We start from the raw sequence: 20,181 nt of genomic DNA on the forward strand, positions 1-20,181 counted from the left end.
GTATCGGGAGCGCTGGTTATAGCGCCCGCCTGCCTTGCCGGTCCGTCCGGTATGCACCGATGGACACGTGGGTGAGTGGCTGAAACCAGCGGTTTGCTAAACCGCCGTACGGGTTAATTCCGTACCGAGGGTTCGAATCCCTCCGTGTCCGCCACAATGAGGCCGCCGCAAGGCGGCCTTTTTTGTGGCGGAGATGGCTGGGCGAGCCGCCTGGGTTCGGAGTCGCAGTGGCGCAGCCACGAAGACAGGCAAACGCAGCGGAGCCAATCCCTCGCGTACCCGATCCCGCATGAAAATGCGCTGTCCGCCGCGCATCCCAGATTGACTCAACCCGCGCGCACGGCCAATGCGGAGCCTCGCCTTCGCCCGGGTCCGCCCGAGCGATTGGCGGCGCGGGAGAGAGGGCGGCGACGTCCTCACCGAAGGAGCAACCGCCCCGGAAACTCTCAGGTCCCAGGACCGCGTCGCGATGGCCCTGACCGGCCGGGCACTCTGGAAAGCGTCCTCCTTCGCCCTTCGGGCCTTGGCGGGCCACCGACGGTGTAAGCGGGTTTTGCGACTCGCCAAGCTCTCAGGTTTCAGCGACAGAGGGGGCCGGATAAACGCTTTCGCTCCGGCGGAATCGTGCGCCCGCGCCGCCCCCTTTGAAAGTGCCCCGATGACCCCTCCTATCGAAGACGACGTTGCCGAGCCGAGCGAACCCGAAACCCTGACCTTGCCGCTCGACGCCTGGCACCGCGCGCACGGTGCGCGGATGGTCGAATTCGCCGGCTACTACATGCCGATCCAGTATGACGGTATCATCGCCGAGCATCTGTGGACGCGGACAAGCGCGGGCCTGTTCGATGTCAGCCATATGGGGCAGCTGCTGATCAGCGGTGATAATGTCGCCGCAGCGCTCGAGACGCTGGTGCCGGGCGATATTTCCGCGCTCAAGCCGGGCCGGACACGCTATTCGCTGTTGCTCGACGAGCATGGCGGCATCCTCGACGATCTGATGATCACCAATGTCGATCCCGACTGGTATCTCGTCGTCAACGGCGCGACCAAATGGGACGACATCGCGCATCTGCGCGAAAATCTCGCCGACGAGATCACGCTCAACCACCAGGAAGACCGCGCGTTGCTCGCGTTGCAGGGGCCCAAGGCGGTCGATGCGCTGGCGCGCATTCTGCCCGGCGTCGAGGCGATGGTGTTCATGCAGAGCGCGACCTTCGACTGGAACGGCCACACGCTCGGCGTCGGGCGACAGGGCTATACCGGCGAAGACGGTTTCGAGATTTCGCTGCCCGGCGAGATTGCCGCCGACTTTGCCGACGCGCTGGTTGCACAGCCCGAGGTCAGGCCCGTCGGGCTCGGCGCACGCGATTCGCTGCGGCTCGAGGCAGGACTGCCGCTCTATGGCCACGACATCGATACCGAGACGACGCCGATCGCCGCCGATCTCGGCTTCGCCATCTCGAAACGCCGCCGCGAAGAAGGCGGTTTCCCCGGGGCCGAGCGCATCCTGATGGAGCGCGAACAGGGCGCGATCCTCAAACGCGTCGGCCTCACCGTCGAAGGCCGCCAGCCGGTTCGCGAGGGCGGGCTGGTGCTCGACGACGAAGGCGACGAGATCGGCCGCGTTACCTCGGGCGGCTTCTCGCCGAGCCTCGAAGTGCCGATCGCGATGGCCTATGTGCCGACCGCGATGGCCGAGGCGGGGACCCGCATCACGCTGTCGCAGCGCGGCAAGATATTCCACGGCATCGTCACCGCGATGCCGTTCGTTCCCCACAATTACGTTCGCAAGGGAGTCTGAACATGGCGCGGTATTTCACCAAGGATCACGAATGGCTCGATGTCGACGGCGACACCGCGACGGTCGGCATCACCAGCTACGCCCAGGAACAGCTGGGCGACATCGTTTTCGTCGAGACGCCCGAAGCGGGAAAATCGGTCAGCCAGGGCGATGACGCCGCGGTGGTCGAATCGGTCAAGGCAGCCTCCGACGTCTACGCGCCTGCGAGCGGGACGGTCAGCGAAGGCAATGCCGCGCTCGCCGACGACCCGGCGCTGGTCAACACCGATCCCGAGGGCGAGGGCTGGTTCTTCAAGATGACGCTGTCCGATGCCGGGCAGGTGTCGGCGATGATGGATGAAGCCGCCTACAAGGACTACGTCGCGGGGCTGTGAAGCCTAAGCCCCTCCTCTTCAGGGGAGGGGTTGGGGTGGGGGCGTGCCTAAGACGTCGCGCCTGATCATCCCCACCCCGCTGCGACTAAGGCGCCGCTGCGCGCCGCCCAGTCTCACTGCCCCTCCCCTGAAGAGGAGGGGGTAAAGGAGTATCAATGCGCTATCTTCCCCTGACTCCCGACGATCGTAGCGAGATGCTTGCCAAGATCGGCGCCGCCTCGATCGACGACCTGTTTATCGATGTGCCCGAGGCCGCGCGGCTGACCGGGCCGATCCGCGACCTGCCCGATCACGCCAGCGAACTCAGCGTCGAGCGGCATTTCAAATCTCTGTCGGCGCAGAACACCGTCGCCGGCGACGTGCCGTTTTTCCTCGGGGCAGGGGCCTATCGCCACCATGTCCCCGCCAGCGTCGATCACCTGATCCAGCGCGGCGAGTTCCTCACCGCCTACACGCCCTACCAGCCCGAAATCGCGCAGGGCACGCTGCAGATGCTGTTCGAATTCCAGTCGCAAGTCGCGCGCCTGTTCGGCTGCGACGTCGCCAACGCGTCGATGTACGATGGCTCGACCGCCTGCTGGGAAGCGGTCAGCATGGCCGCGCGCGTGACCAAGAAGCGCAAGGCGATCCTGTCGTCGGGGCTGCATCCCCATTATGTCAGCGTGACGCGGACGATGGCGAAATTCACCCGCGACCAGATCGTCCATCGCGATCCGACGCTCGCGGCCGCAACCGATATCGACGACCTGATCGATGCGGTCGATGACGAGACAAGCTGCGTGGTCGTCCAGTATCCCGACATCCTCGGCCGGATCGGCGACCTGTCGAAACTTGCCAAGGCGGTCCATGCCAAGGGCGCGCTGCTCGTCGCGGTGGTGACCGAGCCCGTTGCGCTCGGCGCGATCACCTCGCCCGGCGAAATGGGTGCCGACATCGTCGTTGGCGAGGGCCAGTCGATCGGCGTCGGACTGCAGTTCGGCGGTCCCTATGTCGGGCTGTTCGCCTGCCAGGCGAAGTTCGTCCGCCAGATGCCCGGGCGGCTCTGCGGCGAGACGGTCGACGCGACCGGCAAGCGCGGCTTCGTCCTGACGCTGTCGACTCGCGAACAGCATATCCGGCGCGAGAAGGCGACGAGCAACATCTGCACCAACTCGGGGCTGTGCGCGCTGGCGTTCAGCATTCACATGACCTTGCTCGGCGAGCGTGGCCTGCGCGAACTCGCTGCACTCAACCACGCGCTGGCGTGCCAAGCGGCCGACCGGCTGGCCCAGCTGCCTGGCGTCGAGCTGATCAACGACAGCTTCTTCAACGAATTCACGCTGCGCCTGCCCAAGGAAGCGCGGCCGGTCGTCCAGGCGCTGGCCGAACGCGACGTGCTTGGCGGCGTGTCGCTCGGCCGGCTCTATGCCGACAATGCCGATTTGCAGAACGGCCTGATCGTCGCGGTGACCGAGACGACGACGGCAGAGGATATCGAGGCACTGGCCTCCGCACTCAAGGAGGCACTGGCATGAGCGGTATCAACGCCAGCGGCTGGAAGCCCGAAATGGCGCGCATCGAAGGCGACGCGCCGACCACCAGCACGGGCAACCGCGCGCTGATGCTCGAAGAGCCGCTGATCTTCGAGATCGGGTCGAGCAACACCACCGGGGTCGATTTCGCCGATGCGCCGACGCACACTTCGCGCCTCGGCGGGCTCGAACGGACCGCCGAAATGGGCATCCCCGGCCTCAGCGAGGCAGAGACGGTGCGCCATTACACGCGGCTTAGCCGGCAGAACTACGCCATCGACCTCGGCCTGTTCCCGCTCGGCAGCTGCACGATGAAGCACAATCCGCGATTGAACGAAAAGATCGCGCGGATGCCGGGCTTTGCCGACATCCATCCACTCCAGCCTCAGGACACCGTCCAGGGGGCGCTCGGCGTCATCGACCAGCTGGCGCACTGGCTGATCACGCTGACCGGCATGACGAGCGTCGCGATGAGCCCCAAGGCGGGCGCGCACGGCGAGCTGTGCGGGATCCTGTGCATCAAGGCGGCGCTCGACGCGCGCGGCGAAGATCGCCCCGTCGTCCTCGTCCCCGAAAGCGCGCATGGCACCAACCCTGCGACCGCCGCATTCGCCGGCTACAAGGTCGAGAACATCCCGGCGACGCCCGAAGGGCGCGTCGACCTGGCCGCATTGAAGGCGCGGCTCGGCCCCGACATCGCTGCGGTGATGATCACCAATCCGAATACCTGCGGCCTGTTCGAGCCCGAGATGAAGGCGATTTCGGACGCGGTCCACGCGGTCGGCGGCTTCGTCTATTGCGACGGTGCCAACTTCAACGCGATCGTCGGGCGCGTACGCCCCGGCGACCTTGGCGTCGATGCGATGCACATCAACCTGCACAAGACGTTTTCGACCCCGCATGGCGGCGGCGGTCCAGGCTCGGGCCCGGTCGTGCTGTCAGAAGCGCTCGCGCCGTTCGCCCCGCTCCCCTTCGTCCATCGCGACGGCGGTGCGTGGCGGCTGGTCGAGGAAGAGAATGTCGGCGAGGACCTGCCGCACAGCTTTGGCCGGATGACCGCATTCCACGGCCAGATGGGCATGTTCACCCGCGCGCTCGCGTACATCATGAGCCACGGCACCGACGGCCTCAAACAGGTCGCCGAAGACGCCGTGCTCAACGCCAATTACGTCCTGCGCAGTCTCGAGGATGTGCTCGACGCGCCGTTCGGCGGATCGGGTCCGTGCATGCACGAGGCGCTGTTCAGCGATAAGGGCTTTGCCGAGGGCTTCACGACGCTCGATCTTGCCAAGGGGCTGATCGACGAGGGCTATCATCCGATGACGATGTACTTCCCGCTCGTCGTCCACGGCGCGATGCTGATCGAACCGACCGAGACCGAGAGCAAGGCAGCACTCGACCAGTTCATCGCCGCAATGCGCCATGTCGCGGGGCAGGCGAAGGCTGGCGACGAAGCGCTCAAGGGTGCGCCCTATTACGCGCCGCGCCGCCGTCTCGATGAGACGCTTGCCGCGCGCAAGCCGATCCTCGCCTGGGCCGAACCGGCAGTTGCGAGCGGGTCGGGCAATTACGAGAAGCCCGGAGGGGGCTGATGACCGGGGATCCGGATCCGGGACCGCGGCCGTGGATGCCCGGCGACGATTCGACGCCGGGAGAGAAGCGGCATGCTCCCGCAACGCAACGCAATGTTGACGCGGTTCTCGCGGTGTTGCGTGACGTCTTGCCCGATGCAGGCATGGTGCTCGAAATCGCCAGCGGGTCGGGCGAGCATGTCGTTGCGTTCGCGCGCGCCTTTCCCTCGCTGACCTTCCAGCCGAGCGATCCCGATCCGCAGGCAATGACCTCGATCGCGGCTCATCGCGCCGAGGCGGGGCTGGGCAATCTCGCTGCGCCAATCGCACTCGACGTGCGCGATGCGGCCTGGCCGATTGCACAAGCCGACGCGATACTCGCGATCAACATGGTCCATATCAGCCCGTGGGAGGCGACGCTGGGCCTGCTCGACGGCGCGTCGCGGTTGCTGCCGAAGGGCGCGCCGCTCTATCTTTACGGCGCCTATTGGCAGGACGGGGTCGAGCGGGCGCCGAGCAATGTGAATTTCGACGCCAACCTGCGCGCCCGCAATCCAGCGTGGGGTATCCGGCGGATCGAGGACGTGATCGCTGCGGCACAGCCACTCGGGCTGGTGCTCGATCGCGTCGCGCCGATGCCGGCCAACAACCTGTCGGTCATTCTCCGCCGTCGCTGACCGCCTCGCGCACCGCGCGGCGGCCAAGCGCGTGTTCGCGCCAGACGATGACGATGCCGCTGATGATGATGATCGGCGCGCCGAGCCAGGTCGATGTGCCCGGCAACTGCCCGAACAGGATCGCGCCGAACATCGTCGCCCAGATCAGGCTGGTATAATCCATCGGCATCACCACCGCGACGGGGGCGAGGCGCAGCGCGCCGGTGAGCGCCAGCTGAGCCGCGCCACCGGCGATCCCCATCACCGCGACGATGCCCCAGGTCGCGGCATCATGCGCCTGGCCGAAATGGAGCATCAGCAGGCCGAGCGGCGCGAGCGAGCTGGCGGCGAACCAGAACACCGTCGTCGTTGCTGCTTCGGTCGCGCCGAGCCGGCGGATGACGATCGTGACCGCGGCGGTGAGCAGCGCGCCGGCGAGCGCGACCGCAGCGCCGATTGGCGCGATCATCCCGCTGCCCGGCTGGACGATGACGAGCACGCCGACAAAGCCCGCGGCGACCGCGCCCCAGCGCCAGCGCCCGGTTGGTTCGCGCAAGAGCAGCGCGGCAAGCAGCGTCGCGAAGATCGGCACGGTAAAGCCGATCGTCGTCGCCTCGGCGAGCGGGAGCAGGACCATTGCGAGGAAGTTGAGCGCCATTGCGGTAAGGCCGATCATCATCCGCGTGACGTGTGCGCCGACGCGCTGCGTCCGCAGACTGGCCAGGCCGGGTCCGGCGAGGACCCACAAGGCGGCGAACAGTGCCGAGCAGATCTGGCGATAGAACAGGCTCTCGACGATATGCACACCGCGCGTCGCGGCAAGCTTGACGCCCGCGAACATGATCGCGAGCAACAGCACCGAAAGCAGCCGCAGCGCGATCCCGGCCAGCGGGCGATCAGGGGTTGGCTTGTCGGTCGATGCGCCAGTCGATGGAGGGGTGGCGAAGGGGCGGTTCGACATCGAATGGGGCCCCGACCTTTGCGTTGCTAACCCGCCTTGGACATTTGTGCGGTACGGATGGCGTTGGCAGCTTTTACCTGGGCGATCAATCGGTCGATCGGCATCGCCTTGGCGAACAGGAAGCCCTGGCCGAATTCGCAACCGATCTGCCTTAGAAGATCGACCTGGCCCGTCGTCTCGATCCCTTCGGCGACGGTCGTGATGTTAAGGTTGGCGGCCATCTGGATCAGCGACTGCACGATCAGGCGCGACTCGTGCTCGCTTTCCAGTCGGGCGACGAACGACTTGTCGATCTTGATGAAATCGATCGGGAAGTCGCGCAGATGCGTCAGCGACGAATAGCCCGTGCCGAAGTCGTCGAGCGCGATTTTCGTCCCCGCCTTGCGCAGTTCGACGAGCAGCGTTTTCAAGGCCCCACGATCGTTGACCAGCAGCATCGATTCGGTCAGTTCGATGCAGAACTGTGAATGGTCGAGTTTATGTTTGGCGACCATGTCGTGAAAATATTCGACGCCGCCGAGCGACAGCAGGTCGGCAGCGGTCACATTGAAGCTGATGCGCGGCGGGGACTCTAGCTGGCGCGCCATCACGGCCATGTCGTGCGTTGTATGTTTGACCATGAACGCGCCGATCTGGCGCGAAATCTTCGCATCCTCGAAGGCGAGCGCAAAGTGCTCGGCGGTGTGGATTGCGCCGTCCTCATCCTGCACGCGCATGAGCGCCTCGCAGGCCTGGATGGCACCGTCGGACAGGCGCACGATCGGCTGGTAATGCGCGACGATCTGCTGCTTGGCGATTGCCCCGCGCAACCGTGCGACCGACGCATTGCGATCGTGCGATTGCTCGTCCATTTCCTTGCTGAAAGAGCTGATGGTGCCGGGGCTGACGCGCTTGCTATGGTACAAGGCGGCATCGGCGCGCGACAACAGGTTGCTCGGCAGGTCTCCGGGTCGGCTGACGGCATAACCGCCCGATATTCCGATCGATAAGTAATGGCCGTCGTGGACGACGCCCTTGTCGAACCCCCGCCGGATTTTTTCCAGTGCGGCGAGGAATTCGCGCGATGACAGTGACGAGCCGCCGAAAATGGCGAACTCGTCGCCGCCCAGACGGGCCAGTTGCGTACCTTCGGGCAGCAGGCCAGATACGATCGCAGCGGTGTTGCGGATTGCGAAGTCGCCCGACAGGTGACCGTAGACGTCGTTGATCGCTTTAAGCCCATCGAGGTCGAGAATGGCAAGGTGGACGCACGCGCCCGACGTCTCGGATGCATCGAGCTGGCGCGCGAAATCCTGGTCGAAGCCCAGCCGGTTGAGCGCGCCTGTCAGGCTGTCGCTGAAGGCCAGTGTCCTGAGCCGCTCGGTCGCGCTGTATTCGTCGTCGATGTCCTTGATCATGCCAACCAGTCGGCGTCCGCCGCCGGTGTCGGTAATAATTTCGCCCACCGCCTGAATTCGCCGAATTTGCTCACCGACTTGGATGCTCGCTTCGTATCGAAACGGCATATCGTTGGCGATCGCGTCGGTAACCGCCCGTTCGACCAATCCCCGATCGGACGGAATGTATTTAGCGATCGCTTGGGCAATGGTGACGGGCGTGCCGATGGAGATGCCATGGACATTGTAAACGCCGTCGGACCATTTCAGCTTTCCCTCGTCGATGTCGACTTCCCAGGTGCCCAGTTTGATCATGCGTTCGGACTGGCGGAACAAGGTATTCCATTTTTCGAGCTGGTTAGATCGGTCGATCAGCTCGATCTCGCGTTCGTGCGTCAGGATGATGTTTTCGGCAAGCTTAGCAAGCTTGGCCAGAGCGTCCATCTCGGCGTCGCCAAAGTTGCGCGGCTTGACGTCTGCGATGGCCAGGTTGCCGATCGCATAGCCGTGGCTCTCGCGCACCGGGATGCCCGCGTAAAACCGGACATGCGGCGCGTTCACGACCATCATGCCCGAGACAAACCGAGGGTCGAGTGTTGCATCCTCGACCACCAGCGGTCGGTTTTGCGCCACCGTGACATCGCAGAACGTCCCCACACGCGGCAATTCGGTGACGCTCAGGCCGATCGGAGATTTGAACCGCTGACGGTCCTTGTCGACCATCGAAATCAGCGCGATCGGGCAGGAGAAATAGGTCGCGGCGAGCTCGGTCAGCGCGGTGAATTCGGCGTTGGACGGAGAATCGAAAATGTCGAGCTTGCGCAATGCAGCAAGGCGGTGTTCTTCATGCACCACAGCGGGGTCGGATCGCGACATCGTGCTGCTATGACACAAAGCGATTAACGAGCGATCAATCGGGTGCGCGAAAAACCTTCGAGTCTCAATAGTGTCTGCCGGCCCACTCGCCGTTGCCTGCCATAATCGCGCTCACGGGCCTTTACGCCGATGCGCCAACCACGCTAAGTCTGTGGCAAATCAGGGCGTTTGACCGGCCGAACCGCCGGGCCACGCAGCCTGCCATGATCCAGTTCAGGAGAAAGACGTTGCGCGAAGTAAACCATTTGCTGGCCGACAGCATCACCCAAGGCAGCGCCGCGGGCGGACGTTCGGGCGAGATATTCGATCCCAATGCGGGCGAAGTGCAGGCGAAGGTTGCCTTTGGAGATGCGGCACTGCTCGCCAAGGCAGTCGAAGCGGCGAAGGCGGCGCAGCCCGAATGGGCGGCAACCAATCCGCAGCGCCGCGCGCGCGTGTTCTTCAAGTTCAAGGAACTGGTCGAGGCGAACATCGACGAACTCGCCCGGCTGCTGTCGAGTGAACATGGCAAGGTCGTCGCCGACTCGCGCGGCGACGTCCAGCGCGGGCTCGACGTGATCGAATTCTGCTGTGGTATCCCGCACGTCCTCAAGGGCGAATATACGCAAGGCGCCGGACCTGGCATCGACGTCTATTCGATGCGCCAGCCGCTCGGCATCGGCGCGGGCATTACCCCGTTCAATTTTCCCGCGATGATCCCGATGTGGATGTTCGGACCCGCCATCGCCTGCGGAAACGCGTTTATCCTGAAGCCCTCCGAGCGCGATCCCAGCGTTCCCGTGCGCCTCGCCGAGCTGATGCGCGAAGCGGGCTTGCCCGAGGGCATCTTGCAGGTCGTCCACGGCGACAAGGAGATGGTCGACGCGATCCTCGACCACGAGGATATCGGCGCGGTCAGCTTCGTCGGATCGTCGGATATCGCGCATTACGTCTACAAGCGCGGCGTTGCCGCGGGCAAGCGCGTCCAGGCGATGGGCGGCGCCAAGAACCACGGCATCGTCATGCCCGATGCCGACATGGATCAGGTCGTCAATGACCTGTCGGGCGCCGCCTTCGGTTCGGCGGGCGAGCGCTGCATGGCGCTGCCTGTTGTCGTGCCCGTTGGCGAAGACACCGCCGAACGGCTGCGCGAGAAATTGCTCCCGGCGATCGCGGCGCTCCGCGTTGGCGTGTCGAGCGACGACGACGCGCATTACGGCCCGGTGGTCAACGCGGCGCACCGTACGCGCGTCGAGAACTGGATCCAGACCGGCGTCGACGAAGGTGCCGAGCTCGTCGTCGACGGCCGCGGTTTCGAACTCCAGGGCCACGAAAAAGGCTTCTTCATCGGCCCCAGCCTGTTCGATCACGTCACCACCGACATGCAAAGCTACAAGGAAGAGATTTTCGGCCCTGTGCTGCAGATCGTCCGGGCGAAGAGTTTCGAAGAAGCATTGCGCCTGCCGAGCGAGCATCAGTACGGCAACGGCGTCGCCATTTTCACGCGTAACGGCCATGCCGCGCGTGAATTCGCGCACCGCGTCAATGTCGGCATGGTCGGCATCAACGTGCCGATCCCGGTCCCCGTCGCCTATCACAGCTTCGGCGGGTGGAAGCGCAGCGCGTTCGGCGACACCAACCAGCACGGCATTGAAGGCGTCAAGTTCTGGACCAAGGTCAAGACGATCACCGCGCGCTGGCCGGACGGCACCGCCGATGCGGATGACAAGGACGCCTTCGTCATTCCGACGATGGGCTGATTGGGCTGCGGCCAGCCGAGAGGAACAGGTTCGATGCGCTATCTTATTCCCCTGATGAGCCTTGCGTTGCTTGCCGGGTGCAATTCCTCGCAGCCGCCGGCCGACGAACCGGTCAATGGCCAGTCGGGCCAGATCGACGAGAATGGCGTTCCGGTCGGCACCGATGCGGTGATCGCGCCTGATCCCGAGAAGGACGAGGCGGCGACTTCGCAAGCGGCAACCGATGCGGAAATGGCGCAGCCGATGGGCAAGGCGTTTCCCAAGAGCTTCCAGGGTCGCTGGGGCCTCGTGGCGGGCGACTGCACCTCGACGCGCGGCGATGCCAAGGGCCTGCTGACGATCACCGGCGATCAGCTGCGGTTCTACGAATCGATCGGAACGGTGAAGGTCCTGACGGTCAAGTCTCCGGTCAGCATCACTGCCGATCTGGCTTTCACCGGCGAGGGACAGGAATGGAAGCAGACGACCGATTATACGCTCGTCAACGGCGGCCGAACGATGGTGCGTGTCGACCATGATCCTCGGCACGAAGAACGCTACACGCGCTGCGGCTGAGGACTGAAACGACCGACGACAACGACAAGGGGGACTTCACGATGATCACACCGAGCAACGCATTACGCGCGACACTGGCGCTGACGGGACTGGCACTGCTCGGGGGCTGCGACAGCGGCGCACCGGTGGTCGACAATGCCGCTGCGACCGTCAACGAAGTGGTCGCGTTTCAGCAGGGCAACGATTTTCCGTCCGGTTTCGACGGGCGTTGGGGCGTACTCGACAGCGATTGCACTTCGCCGGTGCGCGGCGCGTCGGAAATGTATGTCGTGATCAAGGGCGACACGCTGACGTTCCACGACCGCGTCGGCAAGGTCACCGAAATGACTGCCAAATCGGCCGAAAAGGTGAAGACTCGGATCGATTTTACCGGGCGCGGCGAGAAATGGTTTCGCCGGACCAACTGGTTCCTCGAGGATGGCGGCAATTCGCTTGTCCGCGCCGACATCAATCCTGTCGTCAACATGACCTATTCGCGATGCAAATAGCTTGATTGGATCGGTCGGCTGACCGGCGGCCTGCTGCTTGGTCCCGCAATTGTCTGGATCGCATCGCTTGGTTCATCGAGGCGGGTTTGCCCGAGGCACTTATCCGCTCATTGCAATCTGGATAAGCCCCGATGCCGGTGCTAGGGGACCGGCATGACCGATCAATTTGCCCTTAGCGAAGACCAGCTTGCGATCCAGGAAATGGCGCGACGCTTCACCGCCGACGAGATCACCCCGCATGCCGCCAAGTGGGACGAGGACCATATCTTCCCGCGCGAGACGATCAAGAAAGCAGCCGGGCTGGGCTTTGCCGCGATCTATGTCAGCGAGGAATCGGGCGGCATCGGCCTTGGCCGGCTCGAGGCGGCGCTGATCATGGAGGCGATGGCCTATGGCTGTCCCTCGACCAGCGCGTTCATCTCGATCCACAACATGGCGAGCTGGATGATCGACACCTATGGGTCGGATGCGGTGAAGGGGAAATATCTCCCCGATCTCGTGACGATGGACAAGATCGCCAGCTATTGCCTGACCGAGCCGGGTTCGGGATCCGATGCTGCCGCGCTCAAGACATCGGCCAAGCGCGACGGCGATCACTATGTCGTCAACGGATCGAAACAGTTCATCTCGGGCGCAGGCGAGAACGAAGTCTATGTGACGATGGTCCGCACCGGCGAGGATGGCCCCAAGGGCATATCGTGCCTCGTTATCGACAAGGACATGGCGGGCGTGTCGTTCGGCGCGAACGAGAAGAAGCTCGGCTGGCATTCGCAGCCGACGCGGATGGTGACCTTCGACGATGTCCGCGTGCCGGTCGAAAATCGCGTCGGCAAGGAAGGCGAGGGCTTTCGCTTCGCGATGGCCGGGCTCGACGGCGGCCGGCTCAATATCGGTGCCTGTTCGCTTGGCGGCGCGCAGCGCTGCCTCGACGAAGCGCTCGCCTATACCAAGGACCGCAAGCAGTTCGGCCAGGCGATCAGCGAGTTCCAGAACACGCAATTCATGCTCGCCGACATGGCGACCGATCTCGAGGCAGCACGCGCCTTGCTCTATATCGCTGCGGCAAAGGTGACCGCGAACGCGCCCGACAAAACGCGCTTTGCCGCGATGGCAAAGCGTCTCGCTACCGATTCCGGATCGAAGATCGTCAACGATGCGCTGCAGCTGTTTGGTGGCTATGGCTATCTTCAGGACTATCCGATCGAACGCTTCTGGCGCGACCTGCGCGTGCATTCGATTCTCGAAGGAACCAACCAGGTCATGCGCATGATCGTCGCGCGCGATATGTTGCGGCAATAGCGCCAGCGCGCTAAGGCTGCCGCCCGGAACAGGATAAGAACACAAGATGACCGACGATCTGATCGTACGTTCGCATGGCCGCGTAGGGCATATCAGCCTCAATCGCCCCAAGGCGATTCACGCTCTCAACATCGATATGTGCCGGGGAATTTCGGCCGCGCTCGAAGAGTGGCGCGGCGACCAGGCCATCGAGGCGGTGCTGCTCGATCATAGCGAAGGGCGCGGCTTCTGTGCTGGCGGCGACATCCGCATGATCGCCGAAAGCGGCGCCGAAGACGGCGTCCAGGCGCGCGCGTTTTTCCGCGACGAATACCGCATGAACAACACGATGTTCGCCTATGTCAAGCCGATCGTCGCGTTCATGGACGGGGTCACGATGGGCGGCGGGGTCGGCATTTCTTTGCCGTGCGAATATCGCGTCGCAACCGAGAATACGCGTTTCGCCATGCCCGAAACGGGCATCGGCCTGTTTCCCGATGTCGGCGGCGGCTGGTATCTCTCCCGCCTGCCGGGGCGCGTGGGCCAGTTCCTCGCGCTGACCGGGGCGCGGCTCGACGGTGGCGAATGCGTCGAACTGGGCATTGCCACCCATTATTTGCCGAGCGAGCATCTTGAAGAAGCCAAGGAGCGAATCGCCACCGATCCGGGCCGGATCAAGGGCATCCTCGGCCAGCTCGCGGTCAGCCCGCCCGAAGCGCGGATCCTCGCCAATCTCGACAAGATCAACAAGCTGTTTGCCTCCGACGACCTTGCCGAGGTGATGGACGCGCTCGGCAATGACGAGAGCGAATGGGCGCAGCGCGAGCTCGATACGCTGTGCACCAAGAGCCCGTTGTCGTGCAAAGTCTCGCTGCGGCTGCTGCGCGAAGGTGCGACGATGCCGTTCTTCATCGACGAGATGCGGCAGGAATTCGCGGTCGCATCGCACATCGTCCAGCGCCACGATTTCATCGAGGGCGTTCGCGCGCTGATCATCGACAAGGACAACCGGCCCGAATGGGACCCGGCGCATCCCGACGAGGTCACCGCGCACATGATCGACACGATCTTCGCGCCCTTGCCCGACGACGAGGCGTGGACGCCCGAATAACGCAGATAGCTGGGAGCCAACATGGCCGACTACGAAACGATCACCACCGAGACGCGTGACCGCGTCCTGCTCGTCACGCTCAACCGGCCGCAGGCGCTCAACGCGCTCAATTCGCAGGTGCTTGACGAGCTGCTGTCGGCGATGGCCGATTTCGATGCCGACGATGATCTCGGCTGCGCGGTCCTGACGGGCAGCGAAAAGGCATTCGCCGCAGGGGCGGACATCAAGGAAATGTCCGATCAGGGCTTTGCCGACATGTACGCGCACAATTTCTTTGCCGGCTGGGAGCGGTTTGCCGCGACGCGCAAGCCGATCATCGCGGCGGTGTCGGGCTATGCGCTCGGCGGCGGCTGCGAGCTTGCGATGATGTGCGATTTCATCATTGCGGGTGACAATGCGAAGTTCGGCCAGCCCGAGATCAAGCTCGGCGTGTCGCCGGGCATGGGCGGATCGCAGCGGCTGACGCGCGCGGTCGGCAAGGCCAAGGCGATGGACATGTGCCTGACCGGGCGGATGATCGATGCCGAGGAAGCCGAACGCGCTGGCCTGGTCGCACGCATTGCGCCCGCCGCCGACCTGCTCGACGAAGCGCTCAAGACCGCCGCGACGATCGCCTCGATGGCGCCGCTCGCGGTGATGGCCAACAAGGAAATGGTCAACGCCGCGTTCGAGACGACGCTGAGCCAAGGCGTCCAGTTCGAACGCCGCCTGTTCCACGGCCTGTTCGCGACGCACGACCAGTCCGAAGGCATGTCAGCCTTTGTCGACAAGCGCGCCGGGAAATGGTCGGGGCGGTAAGGCTTTTTTCCCACTGCAACGAGACTTACGAGCGAAGCGAGTTAGTCGCAGTGGAGAGGGGCTGCGATTTGGCGCGCCCCTCTCAAGCGCGCTAGCCGCTGAAGCGGCAAGCTTGCGCTATCTCTCCCCTGAAGGGGAGAGAGCCGGTTACGCCGCGCAGGGCGAACTCGCGCGGTGATAGTCGCTGCCCCAGGTGCGATAGCCCTTGAGCCCCGCATCGATGTGGAATTTCTTGCCCTGGTAGATGCCGAGTCCCGCCTGGAGGGCAGGGCCGCGCTGATGGTGCCAGGTGCACAGGCGGGCGATCATCTCGTCGCGTGTTTCGGGGCCGGTGACGAAGGCGTCGAACGCGCCGAACTGGCGATGGACGCTGCTGGGCGCGCCGCCGGCGCAGCTGTTGAGCGAGGCGTGGCGATAGCCCGAGACGATCTCGACCGGGCCGACGACCGGCACCAGCTCGTTCTTGATCACGCTGAGCGACGCGAATGCACCGGGCCACGTCTTGGCATCGGGCAGCTCGTATTCTTCGGCGCCGCAACGCTGCCAGTCGATCGCGGTGCGCAGGATCTCGAAAGTCGGGACGATGTCGGCGATGTCGCGGGCCGCCAGTTCGCGCTCGAACGCGGCGACATTGCGCGCATTGTCGCCCTTGGCGAGCCAGGCGAGATAGCTTGGCGGCGGTGTCGCCATCGCTGTCGCGCCCGCAGACGAGGCGCTTGTAGGCGCGGCGCTCGCCGGAGCGGGCGCAGCGTTGGCGGCCGCAGGCTGGGGCTGGCCGAACAGCAGGACGGAGATTATGGTCGCGACGAATGGAAGCATTTCGCTCCTTTAGCACATTTAAAATGAACGGAACACAACATGGCGATTATCGCATTCATCGGCCTAGGAAATATGGGCGGCGGCATGGCTGCCAACCTCGCGAAAGCAGGACACACGGTGCGCGCTTTCGACCTTAGCGAAGACGCTCTGGCCAAGGCGGACGAAGCAGGCTGCACCCGCGCCGCCACCGCCGCCGAGGCGATCAAGGGCGTCGATGCGGTGGTAACGATGTTGCCGGCGGGCAAACATGTCGCCAGCGTTTACGCCAACGACGTATTCGGCAACGCGGCCGCGGGCACATTGCTGATCGACTGTTCGACGATCGACGTTGCCACCGCGCGAAGCAATGCCGCGGCTGCGGCGGACCAAGGGCTCGTCGCGGTCGATGCGCCGGTATCGGGCGGCATCGCGGCGGCCAATGCGGGTACGCTGACCTTCATGGTCGGGGGCAGCGATCTAGGCTTTGCGCGCGCCAAGGCGATCCTGTCGGACATGGGCAAGGCGGTGATCCATGCCGGCGACAATGGCGCGGGGCAGGCGGCCAAGATCTGCAACAACATGATCCTCGGCGCGACGATGGTGGCGACCTGCGAGGCGCTGGCGATGGCGCAGAAACTCGGCCTCGACCCGCAGAGCTTCTATGACATCGCCGCGGTCAGCTCGGGCCAGAGCTGGTCGCTGACGAGCTATTGCCCGCTGCCTGGCGTCGGACCCCAAAGCCCTGCCGACAACGGCTATCAGGGCGGTTTTTCCGCCGCTTTGATGCTCAAGGACCTGCGTCTGGCGATGGAAGCCGCCGAGTCGGTCGGTGCCAACGTCCCGATGGGTACGCGTGCGCGCGAACTTTACGAGGACTACGTCGCGAACGACGAAGGCCATCACGACTTTTCGGGGATCATCGAAACTTTGTGAGGCGCTACCCCTCTCCCCTTCAGGGGAGAGGTAGTGAGACTTGGCGAGGCGTAGCCGAGCCTAGTCGCAGCGGAGAGGGGCGCGGCTACATGCTGCGGGACGTTCGTGCGCCTTGCGCCCCTCTCAACTGCGCCTAGGCCTTCGGCCAAGGCTTCGTATCTCTCCCCAGAAGGGGAGAGAGCATACCGATCACCTCGGTTTCCGGAACTTCAGCGTCATGCGGTCGCTTTCGCCGATCGCGGCGTATTTTGCGCGATCGACATCCTTGAGCTGATAGGTCGGCGGTAGCGTCCAGACGCCATCGGGATAATCGTGCGTGTCGCGCAGATTGGCGTTGATGTCGCTTTCTCCGGCGAAATCGAACCCGGCGGCGCGGGCGAACGCGATGACCGACGATTTCTTCATATAGCCGCTCTTTTCCTCCAGCGCCGAAGCCATGTCCTCGGGCAGGCGATGCTCGACCACCCCGAGGGTCCCGCCGGGCTTGAGCATCGCGAACATCGCGTTGAAATTGGCCTGCGCGGCATCGACTCCGCCGAAGCGCCAGTTGTGGACGTTGCGGAAGGTCAGGACGACGTCGGCGCTGCCGTCGGGCACCTTGGGCGCGCCGTCGGCGGCGGGGAAGGCGGCATAGTTTATCGTGGCAAAGGCGGCGGGATTGGCCTGTTCGAGCTTGCGGACCGAATTGACGCCATTGGGCCAGGGACCGACGACGGTCAGCTTGCCGCCGCCTGCGGCCGAATAGGGCGCAAGTATCTCGCTGTACCAGCCACCGCCGGGCCAGATCTCGACCACCGTGTCACTCGGTTTGACGCCGAACCAGGCGAGCGTTTCGGCGGGGTGGCGATAGCGGTCGCGGGCGACATTGGCAGGCGTGCGCGACGGCGCCGCGACCGCAGCCGCGAGCGCGGTGCTGGTCTCGCCCTGTGGGTTGGTTTCATTCGCCGCTCCGTCGATCGGCATGCAGGCGGCCAGGACGATGCCCGCGCCAATCGTCGAAGCGAGGGCGGCGTATCTCAGCGTCTTGAAGCGGGTCATGGCATCCTCCACATAGGCCCGTCTGCGGGCTCCGCTGCAGCCTAGCCCACGAAAGGCGACGATGACAAACGACTATCTGCGCTATGCAGGAATCGCGCTCGGCGTTCTTGTTGTCGCGATCCTCGGCGAGCGACGGCGTATGCGACGCAAGAATCTCGAACGCGTCGGCTTCATGCCGTGGCCGCTGATCACCGTGCTGGCGTCGCTCTTGTTTGCGGTATTCGCCGGGTTGGCGATGCGCGGCGGGTGACCGGGGTCTAGAGGCACGCCTCGAGATAGGGCTGGTCGAATCCGAACATCCGCGCCTTGTCGAGCGTATAGGGGCGCAAGCCCATCGCGCGGTATTCGCCCTCGATCTTGCCGTCGGCGTCCTCGGAAATATATTCGAACTTGAACAGTTCCTGCGTGACGATGACGTCGCCTTCCATGCCGATCACCTCGGTGATGTTGGTGACGCGGCGCGAACCGTCGCGCAGGCGTTTCACCTGGACGATGAGGTCGACCGATTCGGCGATCTGGCGCGAAATGGCTTCCTTGGGGATCTTGATGTCGCCCATCAGGATCATGTTTTCCATACGGCCAAGGCATTCGCGCGGGCTGTTGGCGTGAAGCGTACACATCGAACCGTCATGGCCGGTGTTCATTGCGGCCAGCAGGTCGAAACACTCGGCGCCACGAATTTCGCCGAGGATGATGCGATCGGGACGCATACGCAGGGCGTTCTTGACGAGGTCGCCGATGGTGATCGCGCCCTGGCCTTCGAGGTTGGGCGGGCGGGTTTCGAGCGGCAGCCAGTGCGGCTGCTGCAGGCGAAGTTCGGCGGCATCCTCGATGGTGAGGACGCGTTCGCCCGGATCGATCATCTTCGATAGTGCGTTGAGCATCGTCGTCTTGCCCGAGCCGGTACCGCCCGAGATGACGACGTTGAACCGGCACGCGCCCGCGATCTTCAAAGCGGTGCACATCTTCGGGCTCATCGCGTTCCAATCCTTGAGATTGTCGAGCGTGATCGGCTTGGCGGAGAATTTACGAATCGAGATCGCGGTGCCGCGCAGCGATAGCGGCGGGACGATGACGTTGACGCGGCTGCCGTCCTTGAGACGGGCATCGGCGAGCGGGGTGGTCTGGTCGACGCGGCGGCCGACCATGTTGACGATCCGCTGGGCGATCTGGAACAGATGCTCCTCGTCGCGGAACTGGATCGGGGCCAAGGTAAGCTTGCCGCCTTTTTCGATGTAGGTCTGGTCGGGGCCGTTGACCATGATGTCCGAGATGTCGGGATCGGAGAGCAGTTCCTCGAGCGGCCCGAAACCGAGCAGCTCGTCGACCAGCACCTTTTCGAGCGCGAACTGTTCGCGCCGGTTGAGCGTGAGCTTGAGCTCGGCGAGCACCTCCATCACGATCGGACGGAATTCCTCGGTCAGCTCTTCCTTGTTGAGCGTCGCGGCGGCTTCGGGATCGACGCGTTCGAGCAGGCGCGGCAGCACCTGTTCCTTGATCTTGTGAACCGATGCCTCGAAACCCTGCGGCTTTTCGGCTTCGACCGTGTCGGCCGAACGCAAGGCGAGGCGCGACATCGCTTCGTCGTGCGGTGTCTGCGGTTCGGCATCGACCGCACCGGTCAGCACGGCGGGATCGATCGGCGGGAATTGCTCGCCGCCTTCCGATTTCTTCTGAACGGGACCGACGCCCTGCATCGGCTTGGCGACACCGAACGATGGCTTGGCCCCGCTGGCCCCAGGTTTGCGCCCGAATGCACTCATTGAAATCGTCCCTTTCCCGGCGCCGACAGTCCGGTTTGCGCCAGTGGTCGAAGTCGATTGCTAGCGGGAAATGGTAAACCAATCGGAAACTTAGAGTCGGAAGCGTGCAATTGTGACGAATTTATCGGGCCAAAACGAAAAACCCCGGCGCGAGCGGCCGGGGTTTTGAACGTCTAAAAGGGAGAAGGTGCGACTATTCGCCGATCTTCTCGGCCAGCACGGTCAGTCCGTTGGCGCTGACCTCGGCAAAGCCGCCCTCGATCGCCAGCGTCTCGGGCTCGCCGCCTTCGGTCTTGTAAATCGTCAGCGCGCCGTCGCGGATCGTCGACATGAAGGGGGCATGGCCCTCGAGCACGCCGAAATCGCCCTCGCTGCCGGGCACGACGACCATATAGGCCTCGTCCGAGCGGACCAGCTTTTCGGGCGTTACGATTTCGAACTTGAGTGCCATGTCTTTTCTCCACCCCTCCCCTTTAGGGGAGGGGTCGGGGGTGGGGAAGCGGGGAGGGGCAGATAGCCATGCCCCACCCCAACCCCTCCCCTGAAGGGGAGGG

At 64.3% G+C, this 20,181-nt stretch carries 19 protein-coding genes, 1 tRNA gene and 2 riboswitches; of the genes, 14 read left to right on the forward strand and 6 right to left on the reverse strand.

Annotation, left to right across the window (positions count from 1 at the left end; all coding sequences use genetic code 11):
* Positions 1-61 precede the first annotated feature (61 nt).
* From FSZ31_RS05330 to FSZ31_RS05355, 6 genes are all read left to right on the forward strand, one after another.
* A tRNA-Ser gene (locus FSZ31_RS05330) sits at positions 62-154 on the forward strand.
* A 229-nt stretch (positions 155-383) separates the two neighbouring features.
* Positions 384-472: riboswitch (glycine riboswitch) on the forward strand.
* Between the two features lie 10 nt (positions 473-482).
* A riboswitch (glycine riboswitch) is annotated at positions 483-598 on the forward strand.
* Positions 599-658: 60 nt separating this feature from the next.
* Complete coding sequence (gene gcvT / locus FSZ31_RS05335) at positions 659-1,801, forward strand: glycine cleavage system aminomethyltransferase GcvT (RefSeq protein WP_147121989.1); 1,143 nt, start codon at positions 659-661, stop codon at positions 1,799-1,801.
* A 2-nt stretch (positions 1,802-1,803) separates the two neighbouring features.
* Positions 1,804-2,175: a glycine cleavage system protein GcvH gene (gene gcvH / locus FSZ31_RS05340; RefSeq protein WP_147121990.1), complete on the forward strand. Its 372-nt coding sequence runs from the start codon at positions 1,804-1,806 to the stop codon at positions 2,173-2,175.
* 155 nt (positions 2,176-2,330) lie between these two features.
* The gene (gene gcvPA / locus FSZ31_RS05345) at positions 2,331-3,689 is read left to right on the forward strand and encodes an aminomethyl-transferring glycine dehydrogenase subunit GcvPA (protein ID WP_147121992.1); all 1,359 of its coding nucleotides are present in this window, start codon (positions 2,331-2,333) and stop codon (positions 3,687-3,689) included.
* Positions 3,686-5,278 (forward strand): aminomethyl-transferring glycine dehydrogenase subunit GcvPB, encoded by a 1,593-nt coding sequence (gene gcvPB / locus FSZ31_RS05350; protein WP_147121994.1) that lies wholly within the window; start codon positions 3,686-3,688, stop codon positions 5,276-5,278. The genes gcvPA and gcvPB overlap by 4 nt, the downstream gene beginning before the upstream one ends.
* Positions 5,278-5,934 (forward strand): DUF938 domain-containing protein, encoded by a 657-nt coding sequence (locus tag FSZ31_RS05355; RefSeq protein ID WP_147121996.1) that lies wholly within the window; start codon positions 5,278-5,280, stop codon positions 5,932-5,934. Before gcvPB ends, FSZ31_RS05355 begins: the two co-directional genes overlap by 1 nt.
* Here FSZ31_RS05355 and FSZ31_RS05360 read toward each other — a convergent pair.
* Positions 5,915-6,874: a DMT family transporter gene (locus FSZ31_RS05360; protein ID WP_147121998.1), complete on the reverse strand. Its 960-nt coding sequence runs from the start codon at positions 6,872-6,874 to the stop codon at positions 5,915-5,917. The genes FSZ31_RS05355 and FSZ31_RS05360 overlap by 20 nt on opposite strands.
* Before the next feature lie 26 nt (positions 6,875-6,900).
* Positions 6,901-9,126: a putative bifunctional diguanylate cyclase/phosphodiesterase gene (locus FSZ31_RS05365; RefSeq protein WP_147122000.1), complete on the reverse strand. Its 2,226-nt coding sequence runs from the start codon at positions 9,124-9,126 to the stop codon at positions 6,901-6,903.
* Positions 9,127-9,353: 227 nt separating this feature from the next.
* Here FSZ31_RS05365 and FSZ31_RS05370 point away from each other — a divergent pair, with 227 nt between their 5' ends.
* The 6 genes from FSZ31_RS05370 to FSZ31_RS05395 all read left to right on the forward strand — a co-directional run bounded on the left by FSZ31_RS05370 (position 9,354) and on the right by FSZ31_RS05395 (position 15,095).
* Positions 9,354-10,865, forward strand: coding sequence for a CoA-acylating methylmalonate-semialdehyde dehydrogenase (locus FSZ31_RS05370; RefSeq protein ID WP_236643706.1), 1,512 nt, complete (start codon positions 9,354-9,356; stop codon positions 10,863-10,865).
* A 33-nt stretch (positions 10,866-10,898) separates the two neighbouring features.
* A complete protein-coding gene (locus FSZ31_RS05375) occupies positions 10,899-11,420 on the forward strand; it encodes a hypothetical protein (RefSeq protein ID WP_147122004.1) in 522 nt (173 codons plus the stop codon).
* 41 nt (positions 11,421-11,461) lie between these two features.
* Entirely contained in the window at positions 11,462-11,908 is a 447-nt protein-coding gene (locus tag FSZ31_RS05380) for a hypothetical protein (RefSeq protein WP_147122006.1), read from the forward strand.
* Between the two features lie 153 nt (positions 11,909-12,061).
* Entirely contained in the window at positions 12,062-13,207 is a 1,146-nt protein-coding gene (locus FSZ31_RS05385; RefSeq protein WP_147122008.1) for an acyl-CoA dehydrogenase family protein, read from the forward strand.
* A 46-nt stretch (positions 13,208-13,253) separates the two neighbouring features.
* Positions 13,254-14,297 carry an enoyl-CoA hydratase/isomerase family protein gene (locus FSZ31_RS05390; protein WP_147122010.1) on the forward strand — a complete coding sequence of 348 codons (1,044 nt, stop codon included), beginning with the start codon at positions 13,254-13,256 and terminating at the stop codon, positions 14,295-14,297.
* A gap of 21 nt (positions 14,298-14,318) precedes the next feature.
* Complete coding sequence (locus tag FSZ31_RS05395; protein WP_147122012.1) at positions 14,319-15,095, forward strand: enoyl-CoA hydratase; 777 nt, start codon at positions 14,319-14,321, stop codon at positions 15,093-15,095.
* 147 nt (positions 15,096-15,242) lie between these two features.
* Here FSZ31_RS05395 and FSZ31_RS05400 read toward each other — a convergent pair whose 3' ends face one another.
* Positions 15,243-15,914 (reverse strand): D-Ala-D-Ala carboxypeptidase family metallohydrolase, encoded by a 672-nt coding sequence (locus tag FSZ31_RS05400; protein WP_147122014.1) that lies wholly within the window; start codon positions 15,912-15,914, stop codon positions 15,243-15,245.
* A gap of 39 nt (positions 15,915-15,953) precedes the next feature.
* Here FSZ31_RS05400 and mmsB point away from each other — a divergent pair, with 39 nt between their 5' ends.
* Positions 15,954-16,826, forward strand: coding sequence for a 3-hydroxyisobutyrate dehydrogenase (mmsB, locus tag FSZ31_RS05405; RefSeq protein ID WP_147122016.1), 873 nt, complete (start codon positions 15,954-15,956; stop codon positions 16,824-16,826).
* A 189-nt stretch (positions 16,827-17,015) separates the two neighbouring features.
* On the opposite strand, the gene FSZ31_RS05410 is transcribed toward mmsB, so the two are convergent.
* Positions 17,016-17,789 carry a class I SAM-dependent methyltransferase gene (locus tag FSZ31_RS05410; protein WP_408021644.1) on the reverse strand — a complete coding sequence of 258 codons (774 nt, stop codon included), beginning with the start codon at positions 17,787-17,789 and terminating at the stop codon, positions 17,016-17,018.
* A 136-nt stretch (positions 17,790-17,925) separates the two neighbouring features.
* Between FSZ31_RS05410 and FSZ31_RS05415 the strand changes: the two genes are divergently transcribed.
* A complete protein-coding gene (locus FSZ31_RS05415; protein WP_147122020.1) occupies positions 17,926-18,114 on the forward strand; it encodes a hypothetical protein in 189 nt (62 codons plus the stop codon).
* Positions 18,115-18,121: 7 nt separating this feature from the next.
* On the opposite strand, the gene FSZ31_RS05420 is transcribed toward FSZ31_RS05415, so the two are convergent.
* Both FSZ31_RS05420 and FSZ31_RS05425 read right to left on the reverse strand, forming a co-directional pair.
* Complete coding sequence (locus FSZ31_RS05420; RefSeq protein WP_147122021.1) at positions 18,122-19,627, reverse strand: CpaF family protein; 1,506 nt, start codon at positions 19,625-19,627, stop codon at positions 18,122-18,124.
* Between the two features lie 193 nt (positions 19,628-19,820).
* On the reverse strand, positions 19,821-20,078 hold the full coding sequence (locus tag FSZ31_RS05425; protein ID WP_147122023.1) for an ATP synthase F1 subunit epsilon: 258 nt from the start codon (positions 20,076-20,078) through the stop codon (positions 19,821-19,823).
* Positions 20,079-20,181 lie beyond the last annotated feature (103 nt).

This window comes from Flavisphingopyxis soli, assembly GCF_007995095.1.
Lineage (GTDB): Bacteria > Pseudomonadota > Alphaproteobacteria > Sphingomonadales > Sphingomonadaceae > Flavisphingopyxis > Flavisphingopyxis soli.